The 22,748-nt window shown below is 68.7% G+C and carries 12 protein-coding genes; 9 read left to right on the top strand and 3 right to left on the bottom strand.

The genetic code is table 11. From position 1 onward, the window contains the following. Positions 1–241 precede the first annotated feature (241 nt). Both ACLZN2_RS22665 and ACLZN2_RS22670 read left to right on the top strand, forming a co-directional pair. Complete coding sequence (locus ACLZN2_RS22665) at positions 242–781, top strand: sigma-70 family RNA polymerase sigma factor (protein ID WP_416980817.1); 540 nt, start codon at positions 242–244, stop codon at positions 779–781. Between the two features lies 1 nt (position 782). Continuing rightward, positions 783–1,523: a hypothetical protein gene (locus tag ACLZN2_RS22670; protein ID WP_416980818.1), complete on the top strand. Its 741-nt coding sequence runs from the start codon at positions 783–785 to the stop codon at positions 1,521–1,523. Positions 1,524–1,599: 76 nt separating this feature from the next. Here ACLZN2_RS22670 and ACLZN2_RS22675 read toward each other — a convergent pair whose 3' ends face one another. Beyond that, positions 1,600–4,920 (bottom strand): S8 family serine peptidase, encoded by a 3,321-nt coding sequence (locus ACLZN2_RS22675; RefSeq protein ID WP_416980819.1) that lies wholly within the window; start codon positions 4,918–4,920, stop codon positions 1,600–1,602. Positions 4,921–5,153: 233 nt separating this feature from the next. Here ACLZN2_RS22675 and ACLZN2_RS22680 point away from each other — a divergent pair, with 233 nt between their 5' ends. The 3 genes from ACLZN2_RS22680 (at position 5,154) to ACLZN2_RS22690 (ending at position 9,120) form a co-directional block, all read left to right on the top strand. After that, the gene (locus ACLZN2_RS22680) at positions 5,154–5,627 is read left to right on the top strand and encodes an NUDIX hydrolase (protein WP_416980820.1); all 474 of its coding nucleotides are present in this window, start codon (positions 5,154–5,156) and stop codon (positions 5,625–5,627) included. Positions 5,628–5,985: 358 nt separating this feature from the next. Further along, positions 5,986–7,752, top strand: a complete 1,767-nt coding sequence (locus ACLZN2_RS22685; RefSeq protein ID WP_416980821.1) for a TIGR03767 family metallophosphoesterase — start codon at positions 5,986–5,988, stop codon at positions 7,750–7,752. Between the two features lie 177 nt (positions 7,753–7,929). After that, positions 7,930–9,120: a glycosyltransferase gene (locus tag ACLZN2_RS22690; protein ID WP_416980847.1), complete on the top strand. Its 1,191-nt coding sequence runs from the start codon at positions 7,930–7,932 to the stop codon at positions 9,118–9,120. Here the strand turns inward: ACLZN2_RS22690 and ACLZN2_RS22695 are convergent. Both ACLZN2_RS22695 and ACLZN2_RS22700 read right to left on the bottom strand, forming a co-directional pair. Beyond that, positions 9,098–9,313, bottom strand: coding sequence for a DUF397 domain-containing protein (locus tag ACLZN2_RS22695; protein WP_416980822.1), 216 nt, complete (start codon positions 9,311–9,313; stop codon positions 9,098–9,100). The genes ACLZN2_RS22690 and ACLZN2_RS22695 overlap by 23 nt on opposite strands. A 4-nt stretch (positions 9,314–9,317) precedes the next feature. Further along, positions 9,318–10,358, bottom strand: coding sequence for a helix-turn-helix domain-containing protein (locus ACLZN2_RS22700; RefSeq protein WP_416980823.1), 1,041 nt, complete (start codon positions 10,356–10,358; stop codon positions 9,318–9,320). A gap of 45 nt (positions 10,359–10,403) precedes the next feature. Here ACLZN2_RS22700 and ACLZN2_RS22705 point away from each other — a divergent pair, with 45 nt between their 5' ends. The 4 genes from ACLZN2_RS22705 (at position 10,404) to ACLZN2_RS22720 (ending at position 22,226) form a co-directional block, all read left to right on the top strand. After that, positions 10,404–10,832 carry an ATP-binding protein gene (locus ACLZN2_RS22705; RefSeq protein ID WP_416980824.1) on the top strand — a complete coding sequence of 143 codons (429 nt, stop codon included), beginning with the start codon at positions 10,404–10,406 and terminating at the stop codon, positions 10,830–10,832. Positions 10,833–11,673: 841 nt separating this feature from the next. Further along, positions 11,674–15,252: a LamG-like jellyroll fold domain-containing protein gene (locus tag ACLZN2_RS22710; RefSeq protein ID WP_416980825.1), complete on the top strand. Its 3,579-nt coding sequence runs from the start codon at positions 11,674–11,676 to the stop codon at positions 15,250–15,252. Positions 15,253–15,384: 132 nt separating this feature from the next. After that, complete coding sequence (locus ACLZN2_RS22715; RefSeq protein WP_416980826.1) at positions 15,385–21,930, top strand: RHS repeat-associated core domain-containing protein; 6,546 nt, start codon at positions 15,385–15,387, stop codon at positions 21,928–21,930. Next, positions 21,930–22,226: a barstar family protein gene (locus ACLZN2_RS22720; RefSeq protein ID WP_416980848.1), complete on the top strand. Its 297-nt coding sequence runs from the start codon at positions 21,930–21,932 to the stop codon at positions 22,224–22,226. Before ACLZN2_RS22715 ends, ACLZN2_RS22720 begins: the two co-directional genes overlap by 1 nt. Positions 22,227–22,748: the final 522 nt, after the last annotated feature.

The following is a 22,748-nucleotide window of genomic DNA, read 5'->3' on the forward strand; positions in this document are numbered from 1 at the left end:
GTCCAATTCTTTGGCGCGCATGCCCGAGGGATGGGACACCCCGGCACCCCCGACGGTTGCGGAACTTCCCCCCACACCCCGCTGAGCTGGAGAAATTCCCCCCACGACGGTCCCGCACCGCAAGCTGTGCTGCCACGCCCCACGGTGTGACGTACACCTCGGCCCCGGCCCACCGAAAGATCTTGAGGATCCGCCGAACGTTTCCCCCGCGCCGCGCGTCGTAGGGAAAACGCGGGGAGGGGTGTCTGTGCTGCGCAGAATGACCCGCCGCGGCCAGGGGGACGGCGCCGTACCGGGCGACCCGCTGGACGCGGCGCAGGAACGCCGGGTGCGGGCGGTGCTCGCGCTGGGCGGGGTGCCGCAGGCGGACCTGCTGGACGGGGTACAGCAGGTCCGCCTGCGGCTGCTGGAGCGGGCCGCCAAGGGGTACGAGGCCCCGAGGGACGTCTCCGCGTGGGCGGCGGTCGTCGCCTCGAACCTCGCGATGGACTGGCACCGCGCCAAGCGGCGCCAGGAGCGCCTGGGCGAGCGGCTGGCCTCCCTGCGCCAGCACGAGCACCCCTCCGGCGAGGACACCAGCGTGCTCTCCCTCGCCGTCGCCCAGGGCCTGGACGACCTGCCCGACGCCCAGCGCCAGGTCGTCGTCCTGCGTTTCTTCGCCGATCTGCCGGTCGCCTCGATCGCCCAGGAGCTCGGTGTTCCGGAGGGCACGGTCAAGAGCCGCCTGCACACGGCGGTCCGGGCCCTGCGCGCCCGCCTGCACGAGGACGAGGTGGTGTGACATGCCCGGACAGCAGAACGAGACGCCCGAGGAATACGACGGCATGGACCCCCTCATGGCCGCGATCACCGGCGCCCCGCTCCCCGACGACGCCGACCCCGCCCGCCGCGCCGCGTACCGCACGGCGACGGCCGACGTGGCGCTGCTGAGGGAGCAGCTCGGTCTCATCGCCGACACCCTGACGGCGGCGCCCGCCGAGGAGCCCGCGCCGGCGGTCGTACGGCCGCCGCGGCAGCCCCGGCCCCGGCTGCGCCCGTTCGTCCTGCGTGCCGTGGGCGCCGCCGCCGCCGGTGCCCTGGTGTTCGGGGCCGGGTGGGTGGTGGTGCAGCTCGGTCCCGGTGTGGCCGGCGTCCAGTCGAGCTCCGACAGCGGGGCGAAGGCCGCGTCGGGTGCGGACGAGAAAGCGGACAGCCCCCTGGGCGACCCCGGCTACCTGGCCTGCGTCCGGCTGGTCGTCGAGGGCGATGTGACGGCCGTCGACGCGCTGCCCGGTACGGACGGGGAGCGGGTCACCCTGCGCGTGACCCGCTCGTACAAACCGGAGAAGGCGCCGCAGGACGTCCGGTTCGTGCTGCCGCCGGACATGGATCCGCTGGTGGTGAAGGGCGACCATGTGCTGGTCGCCCTGCCGAACGGGTCGTCCTCCCCGGACGTCTGGGCGGTCGGCGAGGCGGACATCGCCCCCGAACGCGCCGCCGTCGGCCGCGCCCTGCCGCAGTCGGAAGGGCTGGCCTGCGAATGAGGTGCGAGTGACTCACGGATGACGAAGGGGCGGGTGTCCCCCCGGACACCCGCCCCTCGGTCAGCTCATACGGGCCTTACGGGGTGACCTTCTCGATCGCCACGTTGCCCGAACCCGTGGCGGTGCCACGGGCGTTCACCAGCTGGACCTGGCCGAAGAAGGCCCGGCCCTCCGGCGCGGCGGCCGCGGGGGTGACGGTCGCGGAGACCTGCGCCGAGGCGCCCGTGGCCAGCTTGACCGGCGTGGACTCGTCGACGGAGACGGTGCCGAGCGTGGACGAGTAGAACACGTCGACGTAGTCGTACGCCGTCGTCCCGGCCGGGACCGAGTAGCCGGAGACCACGATGGTGTAGGTGCCGGCGGCGGGCGACGGGATGGAGACTGCCTCCTCGGAGTCGCCGTCGGCGGAGATCCCCACCTGGGTGCCGTTCGCGTCCAGAACCACCAGGTCGAGGTCGGCGGAGGCGTCGGAGACGTCCCCGATCCGCACGTCGAGGGACTCGGCGCCCGCGGGGACGTCGACCGTGGTGGTCTGGTCCTCACCGTTCGCGATGGTCGGGCGAGTCGTCTTGGACGAGCCGAGCGGACCGCCCACCAGCTTGCCGTCGATCGCGGCGAAGTCGTTCGTCACCTTCCAGGAGGCGGTGGCCGGCTGGCCGACCTTCGCCTCGGGCACGGTCACGGTCGCCGGGTCGAACGCGGCGCCGTAGACGGTGACGTCCAGCTTGTAGGGGTTGTCGAGCAGCGGCGAGGTGCGGCGCGACTCGACCTCGATCTCCCAGACGCCCGGCTGCGGGTCGGCGTAGGAGCGGACGTCCGGCTTGCAGCCGTTGCCGTCGAGGTAGTTGTTGTAGCAGTAGGGCGTGCCGTTGTCCTCGACCGAGACACCGTAGGGGTGGATGGAGAGGAACCGGGTCTGGCTCTTGTCCTTCAGCCCGCCGATAGCGACCTCGAGCGTCTTCGCACCCTCGGGCACGGTCAGGAAGTAGTGCTGCGAGCTGTTGCGCTGCACGGTGTTCGCCGCGTGGAAGGTGTAGTTCACCGGGGTGGAGACCACGACCGTGTTGAGGACCTGCTGGTCGACGCCCTCGGTCTTCGGGTCGTCGACCTCGAGGATCGCGCTCTTGATGCCGGCGGACTTCGCCGCGGCCTGGATCTTCACGGTGACCGGCTTGTTCAGCTCCAGCTTCACCGAGTCCGGGCCGAGGATCCGGAAGGTGCCCGCCGCGTTGTTCTCCAGGCGCAGCCTGTGGCGGATCGCCTTGTCGGCGCCGGTCGTACGGGTGATCGTGACCTCGTACGTTTTCTTCTGACCGGCCTTCAGGCCGCCCTCGCGGTCGTAGACGCCCGTGCCGAAGCCCGGCGTCTTCAGGGCCTGGTCGAGCGCGGTGTCGACCGGGGCCTTGACCGTGTAGGTGTGGGCGGTGGCGCCCTTCCTGATGGACTTCCAGGCGTCCACGACGTCGATGGCGCCCGCGCCCTCCTCGTAGGCCTGCACACCCTTGATGTGGTGGGCCGTCGAGGTCAGCGCGGTGCGCAGGTTCGCCGGGGTGAGGGCGATGCCCTTCTGCTTGGCGGCCGAGATCAGCAGCGCGGAGGCGCCGGCGGCCTGCGGGGAGGACATCGACGTGCCCTGCAGCATGGAGTAGCCGGCGGGCAGGGTGTAGCCCGACTCGGCGACCGGGCCGCCGGGCAGCCAGGTCTGGGTGGTGTTGATGGCGGCACCGGGCGCGACGAGCGTCGGCGTGAACCCGCCGTCCTCACGCGGGCCGCGCGAGGAGAACGGCAGCAGCGCGTACTTCTTCGTCACCTGCGAGCCGTAGTTGGCGGCCCAGGTCTCCTTGGAGATGGCCGCGCCGACCGAGATCACCTTGTCGGCCAGACCGGGGTCGCCGATGGTGTTCGCGCCCGGGCCCTCGTTGCCCGCGGAGATCACGAGCTGGACGCCGTAGGTGTCGATGAGGCGGGTGTACAGCTCGGCGCGCGCGTTGTTGCCGTCGTTCAGGCCCGGCAGACCGCCGATCGACATGTTGACGATGTCGACGCCGCGGTTGACGACGAGGTCGATCATGCCCTCGGTGAGCGCGACGCTGGTGCAGCCGCCGGTCCAGGTGCAGGCCCGGGAGGAGACGAGCTTCGCGCCGGGCGCGGCGCCGTTCATCTTCCCGCCGAACAGGCTGTTCGCGGCGGTGATGCCGGCCACGTGGGTGCCGTGCTCGGACTCGATGATGCCGATGTTGACGTAGTCGGCCTTGTCCCCGGCGGCGTTGTAGACGACGTCCTTGCGGGTCTCGACGACGAACGGGATGCGCTCGGCGACCTCGGTGGCCGGGTCGTCCGTCCCGAAGTAGCCGACCTGGTAACCGTCCTTGTACGGCTTCATCGGCGCGTCGTCGGTGAAGTCCTGGTTGTCGTTGGCGTCGACGCGGACGGTTCCCGTGGCCGCGTCGTACAGCACAGCGAAGGCGTCCGTGGTGTCGCCGTCCCGGTTGACGTCGCCCTTCTCGTCGCCGCCGGCGGTGATGGACTCGTAGAAGTAGTTGAACTTGTACGAGCCGGCCGGGGCCTTGAACGTCTCGGGCACGCCCGTGTTGGCGGGGGTCGCGGAGAACTGCGGGCCGCTCACGGAGGTGAGCATCCGGCGCCAGGTCGCGTCGCTGTCGGAGACCGGGTCGGTGGCCGTCACCCAGTCGACGATCTTGCGCTCGCCGGTGGTGGTCTTCTGCAGCGCGGGGTGCGCCAGGTCCACACCGGAGTCGAGGATGCCGATGGTGACGCCGCGGCCGTCCGCCTTCGGGTTCTTCTTCACGAAGTCGACGGCGCCGGTCTCGAAGGAGGGGTTGTACGGGTTCTTCGCGGGGGTGTTCTTGTCCGGCGCGGTGTACGTCCTCGCCTTCGAGGCGGTGGACTCCGCGCCCTTCGCGGTGTCCGCGCTCGGCGTCGGGTCGTCCAGCGCGATGTCCTGGCGCAGGTCGATGGCGTGCACGGAGGACAGCTTCACGGCGGCGGCGATCGCGGCGTCCGCCTTCGCGGTGGGGACGGTGGCGCGGACGTAGCCGACCTTGTCGAAGGTCCGGCCGACGATCCCGCCCTTCACCGCGTCGAGCTGCTCGGCGACCTGCTCGGTCTTCCCCGGCGCGGTCGCGACCATCATCGTGACGGTCTTGTCGCCCTCGGCCTTGGCCTCGGCGAGCAGGTCGGCGTCGTCGGCGCCGAGCTTGGCGTGGGCGGACTTCACGCCCGGGTCGGCGGCGGCCGGGGTCTGACCGGCGTCGGCGGCGAACGCCAGGGGTATCGGTCCGGCCGCGGACAGCGCGGCCACCAGACTGACGGCCGCGGCGACACGGGCCGCACGTCTGGTGCCCGATATCGGTTCGCGCTGGGGGGTGAAAGTCATCGGCATCCCTTGTTGGTCAAGGACGGTCGACCAGGCTGGTCATCCCTGATCGAGAACGTCCGGAACACGGTCCCGGACGAGCGGAAAGCCTTGCGCAAGGGACGGCTGTTTGGGGAGTGTTGACCGAAACGATATGGATCTATGGGGAAAACCCTGTACGTGAACCCTGTGCGCGCACCCGGTGCCGCGGATATTCCCTCCCCGTGCGCGATCCGCGCGGCTAACGTGCCCGTATGCGCAAGAAGTTGAGGGTGGCGGCCTACGCCGTCGTCGTCCGTGACGGACAGGTCCTGCTCGCCCGCTCACCCGCGGACGGTGGTGGCCATGAGTGGGTGCTGCCGGGCGGCGGCATGGACCACGGCGAGGACCCGCTGGACACCGTCGTGCGCGAACTCGACGAGGAGACCGGCTACCGCGTCGAGGTGACGGGCCTGCTCGGCCTGGACTCCTCCCGCCACGTCCTGCGCTGGGAGGGCCTGCAGGGCCCCGTCGACCACCACGGTCTGCGGATCGTCTACGAGGGCCGGGTCGTCGGCGGCGAACTGCGCAACGAGGTCAACGGCTCCACGGACATGGCCGCCTGGCACGACCTGGACGCGGTGCCCGCCCTCACCCGGGTCCGGCTGGTCGACATCGCGCTGAAACTGTGGCGGGAACGGCCCGTGGACGGACGGACGTTCGTCTCCGACGAGCAGTTCCCCGCGTAGCTGCGGGCATTCGTGCCTCCCCCAGTGCCTTAAAGGCCTGGGAGGTACCCCCAGGCGGCACGGGTGGGCGCAGCGGCACCCTGCGAGCGCAGGTGAGGCGCCCGCCCCGGAACCCTCCGGTTACCCCGTGAGATGAACACGGAGTGACCGCTTCCCGGCCGTTTCCCGGCGGTGTGAGGAGCAACCGAGGGCGTCCCAGGGGGCCCGTGATCCACGTACGGCGATCGGCGCTTCACGTTGCGGAAGCGTTCACGCGCAGGCCATACCCGGTGTCGAGCATCCGGTACGAGCGGGACGTTCGCGGCTGCGACCGCCCCGCGTCCACTGCCGACGCGTTCGCACTCGGGGAGATCGCGCCATGTCGCGCACACGCTCTGTCACGCCCTCCGCGCTGGGGGTCGACCGTCGTACCGTCCTCGCCGCCTCCGCGGCCGTCTCCGTCTCCGTGGGCGTCGGTTACGCCCTGCGGCCCACCGACAGCCAGGCCGCGTCCGTGCCTCCGCAGGCACCGGCCCCGGCCCCGGAGACAACGGCCGCCTCCGCCACCCCCGCCACCCCCACCCCCCTCGCCCCCTACACCAAGGGCACCACCCTCGCTTCCGTCGCCGCCCCGCGCTCCGGCTCCGGATACCGCCGTCTCGGCAGCGCCGCCGGCTGGCGGCGCGTCGTCCGCGACGGCCTCGCCGCCGCCAAGTCCGGGCGCGCGGGCCGCCGTACGACACTCGCCGCGTTCGTCCAGCTCACCGATCTGCATCTGATCGACAGCCAGCACCCGCTGCGCCTGGAGTACCTGCGGGCCGCGAGCGAGATCGCCTGGCGGCCGCACGAGGCGCTCACCGTGCAGGGCGCGGTGTCGCTGATCGAGCGGGTCAACTCGCTGCGGGCCGCGCCCGTCACCGGCGCCCCGCTGGACTTCGTCGTCACCACCGGCGACAACACCGACAACAACGCCCACACCGAGCTGGACTGGTACCTCACGGTGATGAGCGGCGGCCGTATCGCCCCCAACTCCGGGGACCCGCGCCACTACGAAGGCGTCCAGAACAGCGGGATCCCCCTGTACTGGCAGCCCGACGCCACCTCCCGCGACGCCTACAAGCAGCGCGGCTTCCCGCACCTGGACGGCTTCCTCGCCGCCGCGATCCGCGAGGTGAACAGCCCCGGCCTGACCCTGCCCTGGTACTCCACCGTCGGCAACCACGACGCGATGCCGCTCGGCTGCTACGCGCACGGCGACTCCTGGCTCGCCGAGTACGCGGTCGGCGGCCGCAAGCTGATGGAGCTCACCGCGGCCGAGGCGACCCGGCTCCAGCAGAGCATCAGCCAGGACCGGGACCCCAGGGGCACGGTCATCCGCGACCTGCTGAAGTCCAAGCTCCGCGCCATGCGCACGGTCACCCCCGACGAACGCCGCGCCCCCTACACCCCCGCCGAGTCCGTCAGGGCCCACCTGGACCCGGCGTACGAGGGAGCGGGCCCGGTCGGTCACGGCTACACGGCCGGCAACCTGGCCGCGGGCACGCAGTACTACACCTTCCCCGTGGCCGAGAACGTCATCGGCATCAGCCTCGACACCACCGACCCCGGCGGCCACTACAACGGCTCGATCGGCACCGCCCAGCTGAAGTGGCTGGACGCGACGCTGCGCGCCCACAAGGACACGTACGCGATCGTCTTCAGCCACCACACCAGCGAGAGCATGTCCAACACCCGCCCCGACCCGGCCCACCCGGGCGAGCGGCGGCACACCGGCGCCGAGCTGACCGCCCTCCTCGGCCGCCACCGAGGCGTCGTCGCCTGGGTGAACGGCCACATCCACCGCAACGACATCACGCCCCACGAGGGCAGTGCGGGCACCTTCTGGGAGATCTCCACGGCCTCCCACGTGGAGTTCCCGCAGCTGGCGCGGGTGATCGAGCTGGTCGACAACAAGGACGGCACCCTCTCGATCCACACCACCCTGATCGAGTCCTCCGCTCCCCACCGCACCGACTTCACCGACCTCTCCCAGACCGGCCTGGCCGCCCTCTACCGCGAGCTGTCGGCGAACGCCCGCTTCGACGGGGCACGGCTCAGCGGCGAGGCGAAGGACCGGAACACGGAGCTGCTGCTGAAGAAACCCTGAAAAAGATCCGAAACCGACGGTGACCCGCACGTCATCCAGGATGCGCGGAGATGTGACGCCCAGTTCACGCATACGAAACGTACGTACCGCCTCATATCGGCTAGCCCGGACTTCACGGGGATGGCTGGATATCGGTGCAAGGCGGGTGATCATATGCGTACGGGACGCGGACTGCGGGTGCTGTCGGTCTACGAGGGATTCTTCTCCGGAGGAGCCCGGATCGTGCACAGCGACGTGGTGCTGGGACTGCGGGAGGGCGGCCAGCACCACCGGGTGCTGAGCATCCACGGCGAGGTGCACCGCGAGGCCACCCGCCAGCGGATGGAGGACGACGCCTGCTACAAGGCGCTCACCGGCGCCGACGTGGGCGTCACCTCCCTCGGCCGTACGTTCGGGATCGGGGGGACGGATCCGGCCGTCTTCAGCGGGCCGGAACTCGCCGACACCGCCCGGGCGACGGCCGACGCCGACGTGATCCTCTCCCTCAAGGAGCAGCCCCTCGCCCTGCTGCGCCAGGCGGGTCTGCCGCGCCGCCCGGTCGTGGTCGCCCTGCATCGCTCCGACCCGGAGAACCAGGGCCGCGCCCTGCACGACCTGAAGGCCGCGATCGCCGACGGCACGGTGGCGGCGGCCGTGTGCTGCGCCGAGTCGACCCGGGCGGCGTACGAGGCGGCGGGCGTTCCGGCGGAGCTGTTGCACGTCATTCCGAACGGGGTCGACCTGATCCGCTTCCGCCCCGACCCGGCCCGCCGCCTCGCCGTACGCACCTCCCTGGACATCCCGGCCGAGGCCCCGGTGGTCGTCTTCGCCGCCCGCTACGACGGTATGAAGAACGTCCCCCTGTTCCTGGCGGCGGCGAGCGCCTGGCTGGACGCGGTCCCCGAGGGGCACGTCCTGATGTGCGGGGCGGGCATGACGGCGGCGAACCCGGGTCTGACCGCCGACATCGCGGAGGCGTTCGAGGGGCGGGACCGGGGCCGGCTGCACCTGCTCGGCGTACGGCACGACATGGAGACCGTGTACGCCGGCGCCGACGTGGTGGCCCTCACCTCCTCCTGGGGCGAGGCGGCCCCGCTGTGCCTGATCGAGGGCATGATGTGCGGCGCGGTCCCGGTCTCGACGGACGTCGGCGACAGCGCGGCGATCGTCGCGGGCCACGGCATCGTCACCCCACCGGACCCGGCCGCCATCGCGGCAGCCTGGACGGAGGCGGTGGCGTCCCGGGACACGTACACCCCGGCCCTGGCCGCGAGCCGCGAACGCTTCAGCCGTACGCGGATGATCGCGTCGTACGCGGCACTGATCGACCGGGTGTACGGGCTGTACGCGGAGGCCGCACTGAGCGTCACATCTCCGGAAGACGGGTGATGAACGCGGACCAGGCGGGGGCGGGGAGGAGGAGGGCGGGGCCGGTGGGGTGCTTGGAGTCGCGGATGGCGATGGCGGAGGCGTGGGTTATGCGGGCGACTTCGACGCAGTTGTTGCCGGTGCCGTCGCTGTAGGAAGACTTGAACCAGCCGCCTTTGAGGGCGAGCGCGGAGGCGTTGGGGTGAGTGGCCATGGACCTACAGCTCTCGTTGTAGTCGGTGCAGGAAGTCGGGGGTGTCCTCGGGAGGCAGCGCCGAGGCGACCATGGAGTCGAACCGGCGCGAGAACCTGTCCACTTCGCGGGGCTTGTCCGAGGTGGAGAGGGCTCCCCAGGCGTTGTCGATCTGGACCCGTGGCGGGAGAGCGTCCCCGAAGTCGAGGATCGCGAAGTCGTGGGTGGCGCGATAGTTCCAGCGGAACGGCAGGACCTGGATGGTGATGTGATCCCAAGCCGACAACTCCTCAAGCTTCGCGTACTGCTCGCGCATCACGTCGGCGCCTCCGACCGGGTACCGCAGGGCTGCTTCCCCGAGGATGACACGTAGCCTGACCGGATCCTCCCGGGTGAGCACCTCCTGGCGCTTCATCCGCAGCTCCACGCTGCTGCGGACCAGTTCGCTCGTGGTCTCCTCGACGGGCTTCTGCACCTCATGGATGGCCTGGGCGTACTGCCTGGTTTGGAGCAGACCGTAGACCAGTGTGGGGTGATACGCCTTCATGCTGCGTGCCTCTGGCTCCAGCCCTACGAACCCTGGCATCCCGGCTGGCATGAGCCCCCGGTACTGCGTGAGCCAATCCTGGTTGGCGGACTCCCTGTTGAGGCTGGTGAGCGACTCGATGACGGCCTCGTCGGTGACGCCGTACCGGGCGATCAGCTTCCGGAGATCGCCCACGTTCCGGAAATTGAGCGACCCCGTCTCGATTCTCTGGAGCGCCGCTTCGGAGAGGCGCGTCCCCTGGATGGCCTGCTTGCGGGTAAGCCCACCGCCACGGTCACCGAGACCGCAGTTCTCGCGTAACTGACGTAGTTGAATGCCGAGTTCGAGCCGTTGTCCCGTGCGCCCGCGTTTGGCGGCCATGTGTATCGCCCTCGTGTTGATGTGCAGGTCCTTACGTACTGTGTGCCGAGTGTTGCATAGCGTGTGTGCCCCCCGCGGCTGTTTGTGCAGAAGCGTGCATAGTCCACTTTCGTTCACGTTGAATATTCGAGTGGGTTTCGATTGCAGCTGAGTTGGCATTCTCGTCACCGTGGTGGGGCAGCCCAGCGCGAAAGGGGACCCCACATGTCCAACCCCACTCCTCCCACCCTCCTCACCCACGACTGGTCCATGGGCTACCCCATGACCCTCCGCAGCGTCCGCCTGGCCCGGCTCCACACGCGCCGTCGCCTGACGATGTGGAACTGGCCCGGAGACATCGACGACGCGGTACTGGTGACGTCCGAGCTGGTGGCGAACGCGGCGCGGCACGGCAGACTCCCGGGACACGAGCTATGGCTCCGCATCACGGAGTTGGAGTGCGGCGGACTGAATGTCGACGTGTCGGACCCGGTACGGGCGCTTCCGGAGCTGCGCGGGGAGCCGGAGGGCGAGGGCGGCCGCGGCCTGCTGGTGGTGTCCCGGATCGCCGCGGAGCTGGACTGGTTCCTGAGGGCGGACGTCGGCAAGACGGTCCGGGCGAGGCTGACTGTCCAGCCGTCACTGGAGAGGTGACCGTCGGCGCCGCCCGCTCTCGGCCGGCCTCGTGCTCCCACGGCCCGCATCAAGGGTGCCGCGCGGTCGCCTTCGATGATCGGCCTACGGCTGACCCCTGACCCAGTCTGCTCCGGCACGGGTGAGAAGCGAGCGGGCGGTCCGGAAAGGCCGTTGGCTGGGAGGGGCCCCCGACCAGCGATGGGATCTGTTGGCGATTTCGGCCGACGGCCGACAAGTGGTGATCGAGTCTCAGCGACACGCCGTGTACGCGGCGTGTCGCTGAGACTGAGCGCACACAACCGGCTCACGCCGCAGGGGAATTCGCCGAACCTCCAGCAGTCTGACGATCAACTGCCGCGTCCGCCCGCGCGACGGAAGCGGTCGCGAAGGGTGGCCGGGACGGCGCGTTCGCGGTGTCTGCGGTGCACCGTGCATGGCGGCCGCCCGTGCCCGCGGGTCTGTCCTCGCAGAGTCACGGTCGTGATCCCGCGACGCGCCCCAACCCGATGTCTGGCACGCGGTTTCCGTAGGTCAGGAGTAACTAGTTCAACTGCCGGCCCTTACTGGTGGGTTGGAAGGGGCTCAATGTGACGCCTCATGCCATTGACACACATGTTCGATCGGCACATGATCTTCACAGCTTGTTGTAAGGGAAATTTAAGGGGGCGGGTGGGGCGTGTTTACGCAGAGACGGCGGCACGGCTGGCACCAAGCGGTGCGGTGCGGGGCGTTAGCCGTCGCGCTTCTAGCGGGCGTGGTACCGGTGGTCGGGGCGGGGGCGACTCCAGCACTCGCCGATGACGGGGCCGCAGCGACAGCGGCTGACAAAACTCCGGAGTCGCAGGCGAGTGCTCTCGCGGTGAAGACTGGTGAGCGGGTGGCCGTGGAGGCGGCGACCACTAATTCGACCCAGGTCTTCGCCAACCCGGACGGCACCTTCACGCAGGAGAGCAACGCGGCTCCCGTCCGTGCCCAGAAGGACGACGGTACTTGGGCGCCCATCGACACCACTCTCGTGCGCAAGACCGACGGCTCGGTGCGGGCGAAGAACACGACGGCCGGTCTCACCTTCTCGGGCGGCGGCAACGGGGCCGGACTGGTCACGTTGGAGGACAAGGGGCACGAGCTGAAGCTCGGCTGGCCCACCGCGCTGCCCGAGCCCCGGCTCGACGGCGCCACCGCCACCTACGCCGGAGTTCTCCCGGACGTCGATCTGCAACTGACCGCGCTGAGCTCCGGCTACACCTCGGTGCTCGTGGTCAAGACCGCTGAGGCGGCGAAGAACCCGGCACTCACGACGATCAAAATGACCATCTCCGGCGGTGGCCTGGACATCGCCCCGACGGCCGACGGCGGTTTCGTCGCGCGCGACGGCAACGGCACGCCGGTCTTCGAGAGCCCGGCGGGGCGGATGTGGGACTCAGCCGGTGACACCTCGGCCACCAGCAGCGCTACAGCCGGCGTCACGACGCAACTCGCCCGCACCGCTCCTGCGGAGACCGAAGGCGAGGGCGATCCGGAGCCGGCGACGACGGCGCCGCTGCCCGACGCTGGGGGTGAGCCAGCCCCCACGGAGGGCCCCGACAGCGGTGACGCGGAGGCCGACCTCCCGCTCAAGGTCACCGGTACCACCCTGGAGATCACGCCCGACCCGGCCCTGCTCCGCGGCGAGGACACCGTTTTCCCGCTCTACATCGACCCGCCGACCAAGGGCATCGCGCTGGGCGACTGGACGGCTCTGGCCTCCAACGGCACCAAGTACTGGGAGTTCGACGGGGACAAGGGCGTGGGGCACTGCTCCAATTACGCTGGCTACCTCTGCGCCAACACCCCGTACACGCAGCGCATGTACTTCGAGTACCCGCTCTCGTCGATCCACGGCAAGAAGGTCCTGGACGCGACGATGGAGGTGTACCAGGTGTGGACGTTCACCTGCGATCCGCACTGGTACGACCTGAGCCGCGTGGACAAGAGCATTTCCTCCAGCACCACTTGGTCGTCCCGTCCCACCGGGGTGGACCTGATGGGCGACCGGAACGTGGCCTACGGGCGGGGCACCCTGTGCAGCCCGTCGCAGCCGGCGAACTGGGTGCGCTTCAGCGACAACGTCTCCGGTGGGGAGACCAACGAGAACCTGACGACCACCCTCGCGTCCTACGCCGCGAGCAAGAAGGCGGAGATCACCTTCTCGCTGACCGCGCATGACGAGTCCGACGCTGCCGCCTGGGCGCGATTCCGCAACGACGCGAAGCTGTCGGTGACGTACATCTCGTATCCCTCGGTGCCGACCGAGGCGAAGGTCCAGGACGGCAATAGCGGGAAGGCGTGCGGGACTTCCGCCGTGCCGCAGGTCACCGGTGACACCACCCCGAAGGTGTATGGCACGGTGCAGTCGGCGGACGGATCGCAGGCGCAGTTGCGTGCGATGTTCGAGATCTGGAAGGCTGACGGCTCCAGCCGTGCCTGGTGGGCGGTCTCTCCCGACGCTGCCTGGGTGGCGGACAACGCGGTACGTGACGCCACGTCCTCCGCACTTGCCGCGCAGACGGACTACAGGCTGCGGGTCAAGACACAGGCGTACTACATGACCGACCGGGGTGTGACAGGCGTTCTTGACTCGGTCTGGTCGTCCTGGTGCTACTTCCGCGTCGACACCGATTCCCCGCCGCCTCCGGTGGTGTCCAGCGAGGGCGACCGCTACCCGCCCGCGGAGACGGGTCAGAGCGCAGACGGGGTGGGCGTGACGGGCGAGTTCCTCTTCACGCCCGCTGACACCAACCCCACCACGGCCGGCATCCAGTCGGACGTCGTCAGCTACAAGTGGCGGCTGAACAGCGGCGCGGTGTCCGCGCCGATCACCGTTGCGAAGGGTACGGCCGGCAAGGCGAGCATCACCCCGAACCAGGTCGGTGAGAACACCATCCAGGTCTGGGGCTACGACGCGGCCGGCCACAGCTCGCTGACCGGCTACTACAGCTTCCTCGTCAATCCCGGCGCGAAGGCTTCGGGCGTGTGGCACTTCGACGGCAACGGCAACGACTCCACCACCGCTACCACGCCCCATGCACTGTCCACGGGGACAGGGGCCTCCTACGACGGCCCAGGCCGTGGAGGGCCTGCTTCGCTGAAGCTGGACGGTACCGCGGGCTATGCCCAGTCGTCGGGACCGGTGGTGGATACGACCAAGTCGTTCAGCCTCTCTGCCTGGGTCCGGCTGTCGGACGTGTCCCGAAGTCAGACCTTCGTCTCGCAGCAGGCCACCACGCTGTCGGGTTTCGCGCTGCACTACTCCAACAGCCTCAAGCGGTTCGCGTTCTCCCGCTACAGCAGTGACGTGGCTGCTCCGTCGGCCAGCCGCTCCACCTCCCTCGCCGCTCCCGTGGCAGGCGTTTGGACGCACCTCACCGGTGTGTATGACGCTGTGGGTCAGACAGTGCAGTTGTATGTGAACGGCAGTCCCCAGGGGGCTCCCGTGTCCTTCACCACACCGTGGGCGGCAACCGGGCCGCTCCAGGTCGGGAGGTTCCACAACAGCACCGGCTACGTGGAGTACTTCAACGGGCTCATCGACGAGGTGCACGTCTGGTCCCGGGTGCTCGCCGATGGCGAGGTCGTCCAGGACGCCCGCTTCGAGGACGAGGACAGCAGCGACGGCAGCTCCGGTGACCCGGTGCCCGCGCTGGTCGCCAAGTGGGATGCCACGGACACGGTGAACGCGACCGGCACCACGATCAAGGACACCAGCGGCTACGCCCGCACGCTGACCCTCAGCGGGGCAACGCTCGCCCAGATCACCACCGGTGCAGACCCGGACACCGGAGAGACCGGCACGACCAGGCAGACGATGCAGCTGAACGGCTCCAGTGCCTATGCCTCAGCGACCGGCCCGATCGTGGACGACACCGGCTCGTTCACGGCGACCGCCTGGGTGACGCTGGACCCGGCCAAGTTCGCTGACACCACCAAGTCGTATGCGGTGCAGGTGTTCGGGCAGTCAGGGGCGACTCAGTCGTCCTGGGGCGTCTGGTACGAGCAGCCTGCCGGGAGCAGCCAGGGACGCTGGACGTTCGGCCGCCCCGACAAGGACGGCACTGGTGCGGTCTGGACGAAGAATGAGTCCGACGCCGTCAGCGCTGTTGCTCTCAACGGTGAGCCCGTCATGCTGACCGTCGTGTACGACGCGCAGACGGCGGTCGACACGTCCAACGGCCCGAAGCTGGGTTCGCTCATCCTCTACGTCGACAGCGCACGCATGGGCAGCGAGGACGACGTGTCCTTCCCGGCTCCGTGGCAGGGGAACGGAGCGTTCGAGGTCGGCCGCGTAAAGATCGACGGCACTGCCACGCGCTACTTTCCCGGAACGGTCGACAGCGTCCGCGTCTGGTCCGGTGCTACGCCCACCAGCGTGATCGCCGATCGCTGGAATACCGAGCAGTAGTCAGCTCCCGGGTGGCCGGGCGGGACCTCCGCCCGGCCACCCGGTCTCCCCGCACGTTCCAGAACTCCGCTCCGGTTATTGGTCCTGCCTCCGGAGCGGCTCCTGCCCATTTCCGAATCCAGGGGGATCACCGTGTCTTCAAGACCCTTCCGCCCGCGCCTGCCAGGGGCGGTCCTACGCCGCTGGCTCGGCCGTGGCGCACTGGTCGCCTCTCTGTCCCTCCTACCCCAGGTCGTGCTTCCGTCGGGCTACGACTTCACCGCTCAGGCCCAGCCTGCGGCCGCCCGCAAGAAGCTGGAGGCCCAGCCCGACGCCAAGATCGACAAAGTAGGTGTGCTCAAGCCCGGCACGTCCAAGGCCCCTAAGGACAAGGCTGCACCTGCCTCCCAGAGGAGCCGTGAGCGGCTGAAGAAGGCCGCATGGCCGAAGCCCGGGAAGGCCACCGCCGAAGTCCCGGTGAAGGGCGGTGCCTCGGTCACTGTCGGCGGGCTTGGCGTCAAGCTGGCCCAGGAGCCCGCTGCCCCGGCACCTCAGTCGGCCAAGAACAAGACGGCGGCGAAGGCCACCGGACCGGCCGAGAAGGTGACGCTCAACGTCCACCCGCAAGCGGCCGCGAAGAAGGCCGGCGTCAACGGCGTTCTGCTCACCGTCGACCCGGCGGGAGCCTCATCCCGAAACTCCACCAGTGACACCGACAAGCTCCGGGTCGCCCTGGACTACTCCTCCTTCAACGACGTCTACGGCGGCAACTTCGGCCCCCGGCTGAGCCTGGTGACGCTCCCGGCGTGCGCGCTGACCACCCCGGAGAAGAAGTCCTGCCGCACCCAGAGCCCGGTGGCGGGCGCGGACAACGATGCGGCGTCCCAGACCTTGACGGGCACCGTCTCCGCCCGCACCCTCGCGGCAGGCACCCCGATGCTGCTGGCGGCGGCGGCCGACAGCTCGGGCGGCGGAAGCGACTACAGCGCCACCACGCTGTCCCCGACCGCGACGTGGGAGGGCGGCGGCAGCACGGGTGACTTCACCTGGAACTACCCGCTGCGGGTGCCCCCGGCGACGGCCGGTCCGTCCCCGAATCTGTCCATCTCCTACAACTCCGCCTCGGTGGACGGCCGTACGGCGGGGGAGAACAACCAGACCTCGGTGATCGGCGAAGGCTTCTCGATCACCGAGTCCTACATCGAGCGCAAGTACGGCTCGTGCAAGGACGACGGCCAGTCCGGCAAGGGCGACCTGTGCTGGAAGTACGCCAACGCCACCCTCGTCCTCAACGGCAAGGCCGTCGAACTGGTCAACGCCTGCACCGACAAGACGGCCTGCGACACCGCCGCCCTGTCCCAGGCGTCCGGCGGCACATGGAAGCTGAAGAACGAGGATGGCACCCGCGTCGAGCACCTGACGGGCGCCACCGGCAACGGCGACGACAACACCGAGTACTGGAAGGTCACGGACTCCTCCGGCAACCAGTACTTCTTCGGCAAGCACCGCTTGCCCGGCTGGAGCGACAAGGGCACCACCGCCACCACCGACGACGACCCGGTCACCAACTCCGTATGGACCGTCCCGGTCTTCGGCGACGACTCCGGTGAGCCCTGCTACAAGTCCACCGGATTCGCCGACTCCTTCTGCACCCAGGCCTGGCGCTGGAACCTGGACTATGTCGTGGACACCCACGGCAACGCCTCCGCCTACTGGTACACGCCGGAGACGAACTACTACTCCAAGAACGCCGACACCACGGTCAACGGCACCGGCTACACCCGCGGCGGCTACCTCGACCGCATCGACTACGGCCTGCGCAGCGACCTGCTCTACTCCAAGCCCGCCGCTCAGCAGGTCGGCTTCAGCTACGCCGAGCGCTGCGTCACCTCCGGCGGCTGCTCCAGCCTGACCAAGGACACCAAGGCCAACTGGCCCGATGTGCCTTTCGACATGATCTGCGGGTCCGGCACGAAGTGCACCACTCAGATCGGCCCGTCCTTCTTCACCCGCAAGCGCCTCACGGACATCACCACCTCGGTGTGGACCGGCACCGGCACTACCCGCCGGGATGTGGACACCTGGCACCTGGACCAGAGCTTCCCCGACACCGGCGACGCCTCCTCGGCGAGCCTGTGGCTGAAGTCCATCCAGAACACCGGCAAGGCCAACACCACCGCGGCCGCCATGCCGCCGGTCGTTTTCGGCGGCGTTCAGCTGTCCAACCACGTCGAGGGCAGCGGCCCGGACACTCTGCGCTACATCAAGTGGCGGGTGCGCACCATCAAGTCCGAGACCGGTTCGACCCTCACCGTCAACTACTCCGATCCGGACTGCATCTGGGGCTCCAGCATGCCGGCGGACGTCGACAAGAACACCCGGCGCTGTTTCCCGGTCAAGTGGTCCCAGTCCGGGGCGACCCCGGTCACCGACTGGTTCCACAAATACGTGGTCACCTCCGTGTTCCAGGACGACCCCTACGGCCACGGCGACACCGGTGAGACGTACTACGACTACCAGGGCGGCGCCGGCTGGGGCTTCGCTGACGACGAGGGCCTGACCAAGGCGGCAAACCGCACATGGTCGCAGTGGCGCGGTTACGGCACGGTCGTGCAGACCTCCGGGGACTCCGAGGGCCCGCGCTCCAAGAAGTCGACCCTGTACATGCGTGGTCTGAACGGCGAAAAGGAACTCGACGGCACCGCGCGGGTGGAGAAGGTCACCGACTCCACCGGCACAGCCATCGACGACTCCCGCCAGTACGCCGGTTTCGTTCGCGAGACCATCGCCTACAACGGCACCGAGGAACTCAGCGGCACCATCAACACGCCGTGGTCCCACAAGACCGGCAGCCACACCTACAGCTGGGGCACCACCGACTCCTGGATCGTCCAGGCCGGGGAGACCGTCACCCGCACCAAGACCTCCACCGGCACTCGCACGGTCAAGCAGAAGACCACCTACGACCCCACGTACGGCATGCCGATGACCGTGGAGGACAGCGGCGACGCCGCCAAGAGCGGCGACGAGACGTGCGTGAAGACCAGCTACGCCCGCAACACCACGGCTTGGCTGGTGAACGCGGTCTCGCGCACCGAGACCTACTCGCTGCCTTGCGCGAGCACGCCGGTGATCCCCGACGACGTCGTCTCCGACACCACCACCGCCTACGACGGCCAGGCGGTCGGTGCGGCGCCCACCCTGGGCGAGATCACCGCCTCTTACCGGGTCGCCAGCTACGACCCCGTGGACGACACGCCGGTCTACCAGAAGGTCTCCGGAGCGTCGTACGACAAGCTGGGCCGTCCGCTCACGGCGACCAACGCCCTCAACAGCACGGTCAAGACCACCTACGTCCCCGACGACAGCGGCTATGGTCCGCTGACGTCCAAGACCACCACCGACCCCAAGCTCTACACCACCACCACTGTGGTGGACCCGGCGTGGGGGACGGCCACCAAGACCACCGACGCCAACAGCAACATCACCGAGTGGTCCTTCGACGCGCTCGGCCGCCTGGTCTCGGTCTGGAAGCCGGACCGCTCCCGCACGCTCGGCGACGCAGCCACCATCGTCTACGCCTACAGCATCAACAACGACAAGGAGACCTGGGTCCGCACGGACGCCCTCAAGGCCGACGGAAAGACCTACAACAGCGCCTACGAGATCTTCGACGGCCTGCTGCGGTCCCGCCAGAAGCAGGTGCCCGCGCCGAACGGCGGCCGGGTGATCTCCGAGACCCTTTATGACGACCGCGGCCTGGCGTACATGTCCAACACCCAGGTCCACGACAACGTCGCCCCCTCGGGCACCCTGGCCAACACCTACCCCGGCTCCGTCCCGGCCTCCACCGAGACGGTCTACGACGCCGCGGGCCGCGCCACCGAATCGATCTTCCGGGTCTACGACCAGGAAAAGTGGCGCACCAAGACCGACCAGCAGGCCGACCGCACCACCGTCACCGCCGCCGAAGGCGGCACCGGCACCCTGACACTCGTCGACGCCCGCGGCCGGGTCGCCGAACGCCGTGAGTACGGCGGACCTGTCCCGACTGGCAGCGACTACACGCGCACGCAGTATGAGTACACACCCGGCGGCCAGCTCAGGAAGCTGACCGGGCCGGACGGGGCGGTCTGGACGTACGACTACGACCTGCGAGGCCGCAAGACCATCTCCACCGACCCCGACAAGGGCCAGATCGACACCACGTACAACGACGCTGACCAGCCTCTTACGGTTACGTCCACCCTGAACGGTGTCTCCCGCACCCTGATCACCGACTACGACGAGCTCGGTCGCAAGACTGGCACCTGGGACGGGGTGAAGGACAACGCCCACCAGCTGACCAAGTTCACCTACGACTCCCTGGCCAAGGGGCAGCCGACCGCCGCGATCCGGTACGTCGGCGGCACCACCGGCAAGATCTACTCCCAGGTCGTCACCGGCTACGACGCTCTCAGCCGCCCCAAGGGGACCAAGACCGTACTCGCCGCCAGCGACCCCCTGGTTGTCGCGGGCGCGCCGCAGACCTCCACCACCACCACCGTCTACAACAGGGACGGCACCGTCCAGTCCACCTCGATGCCCGCGGTGGCCGGCCTGCCCGCCGAGACCGTCGCCAACAGCTACAACGACCTCGGCATGCTCACCGGCACCGAAGGCACGACCGACTACGTCCAGAACATCGGCTACTCCCCGTACGGCGAGATCGAGGAGACCCGCCTGGGCACCTCCACCGGTGCCAAGCAGCTCCAGATCCTCAACCGCTACGAGGACGGCACCCGCCGCCTGGCCAACTCCCACACCGTCGACCAGACCAACACCGGCTACACCAGCGACGTCGACTACCTCTACGACGCCACCGGCAACGTCACCTCGGTCACCGACAACGCCAACGGCAAGGACACCCAGTGCTTCACTTACGACGGCTACCGCCGACTGACCGAAGCCTGGACCCCGTCCTCCAACGACTGCGCCACCGCCCGCTCAGCGAGCGCGCTCGGCGGACCGGCCCCGTACTGGACCACCTGGACCTACAAGCCCGGCGGCCTGCGCGACACCCAGACCGAGCACAAGACCACCGGTGACACGGCGACCGTCTACGGCTACCCCGCCGTCAACGCCTCCGGCGCAGGCCAGCCCCACACCCTCACCTCGCTCACCGTCGACGGCGGCACCGCCAAGTCCCTGACGTACGACGAGCAGGGCAACACCACCAAGCGCTACGGCCCCACAGGCACCGCACAGAGCCTCGTCTGGGACATCGAAGGAGAACTCAGCAGCCTCACCGAAGGCACCAAGACCACCGACTACCTCTACGACGCCAACGGCGAACTCCTCATCCGCCGCGGCCCCGACAAGACCGTCCTCTACCTGGCCGGCCAGGAACTCCACTACGACACCGCGGCGAACAAGTTCACCGCCCAGCGCTACTACCCGGCAGGCGACGCCACCGCCGTCCGCACCGAGACCGGCCTGTCCTGGATGGTCGACGACCACCACGGCACCGCCTCGATGACGGTGGATGCCACCACGCAGGCAATCACCCGTCGCTACACCAAGCCCTTCGGCGAGGCCCGCGGCACGACACCACCAGCCTGGCCCGACGACAAGGGCTTCCTCGGCAAACCCGCCGACGCCGACACCGGACTCACTCACGTCGGCGCCCGCGAGTACGACCCGGCCACCGGACGCTTCCTCTCCGTCGACCCCGTCCTCGCGCCCGAGGACCACGAGTCCCTCAACGGCTACGCCTACGCCAACAACACACCCGTCACACTCGCCGACCCCACAGGCCTGCGCCCCGACGGAATGTGCGGCGGCGCCTCAAGCCGCTGCAACGGCGGCACCGAAACCTGGACCAACACCAGCAGCGGCTGGAAATGGTCGTACACGAAGACCTACACCCAGAAGATCACCTACCAGAACGCGGACGGTACCACCGGAAGCGGCACCATGACCGTCACCGTCCACACCGACGGAGGCGTCAAATCGGCGAAGGTGGTCTTCAAGAAGGGCCCCGACCCGAAGCCCAAGAAGGACGACGGCCACTGCAACGCCTGCTGGGCCATGGGAACGAACCCGCACTACGACCCCAACGCCGACGACATCCCGGACGCAGGAAAGCTCGCCACCTGGCAGAAGGTCGTCCTGGGCGCAGTCTCGGCCGTGGCGGTGGCCGTGGTCGCCGCCCCGGTGGCCGTCACCCTGGGCGAGGGATGCCTGGCCACGGCTCCGGTCTGCGCCGCGGAAATCGCGGAGATGGTGACCGGCGGCGCATCCGGCGGAAGCGCGGTAGTGGGGACTGGCGCGCTTTCGGCGGCGACGGGCGCAGCCCTCAAGCAGAATCTCTCTACAGCCCAGTTGGCCAATGACGTTGTGGAGAACCTCAGAACAACTGGGAAGCTGCCGAGCAACTACGTGACCAAAGCGGAGGCGGCCGCGCAAGACTGGCAGCCTGGTAAGGCGCTGGGTAATAAGATACCGGGGGCCCAGTTGGGCGGCGATGTCTTCCAGAACTCCGATGGAAAACTGCCATCGGCGAATGGGCGGACGTGGTATGAAGCTGACATCGGCATCGACTCCAGCATGAAGCGGTCGAAGCAGCCGGGGACGCGCCTGCTCTACTCGAGTGATGGACTCGCCTATGTTACGGGCGATCATTACGAGTCCTTCTATCAGATACCCAATTGGAAGTGATGGTCATCATCGTCGAAATTAACGGAGCGGAGATTGATTCGTCCGAAGAGTTCCACAGGGTCCTAGCGGAGGAGTTGGACTTCGGCCCCTACTACCGGCCAAATCTGGCAGCCCTATGGGATCGCCTCTCTGCAGACGTCGAAAGACCCGTTGAACTCATCTGGCGGAACTCGGACACCAGTAGAGACGCTATGGGGGTATCCGCTTTTGACGATCTACGGGATCTTCTACTGCGGGTTCAAGCGCAGGATGAAGATTTCGGATGGGACGACCGCTTCACTGTGAGATTCGAATAGGGGTACCGCTAGCCCCGAACGATCCGAAAGGGTCCGTCAGCTTGCTGATGGACCCTTTCGGATCGCGGCGGAGGTTTCTGCAGGCGGCCACGGCCGCCGCGAGGAACGCCGCCTGAAAGTACTCCAGCAGTACTTCGTGGCTTGACACGCCGGGATGGGTACGTGGCCGAGCGCTTCGAAGATCAGTGAACCACGGAAGAAACGTGAAGTTCCTTGATCGGCAGACTGGTGGATACGCGCACATGGATTGGGATCACTGGGAGTTCATGCATACGGGGGGCGGTGCACAGTGATCACCTCAGAGACCGCCATGCTCGTTGCACAAGAATTCGAGTCACGTAATTTTCCCGAAATCGATGGATCGCGATGGGGATTCCTCTTTCGCGGGATTTCGAGGACCGGCCTCTACCTCTTTCAGATCACCGTCAGCCCATCGGCGCCAAATGGAAGACCAAGGTTCGGTGGCAGCCCGGGAGTTGTCGTCGATTCCGAGAGCGGTGAATGCTGCTACGTGCGAGGCCA

The sequence above is a fragment of the Streptomyces sp. T028 genome, from assembly GCF_048159505.1.
Lineage (GTDB): Bacteria > Actinomycetota > Actinomycetes > Streptomycetales > Streptomycetaceae > Streptomyces.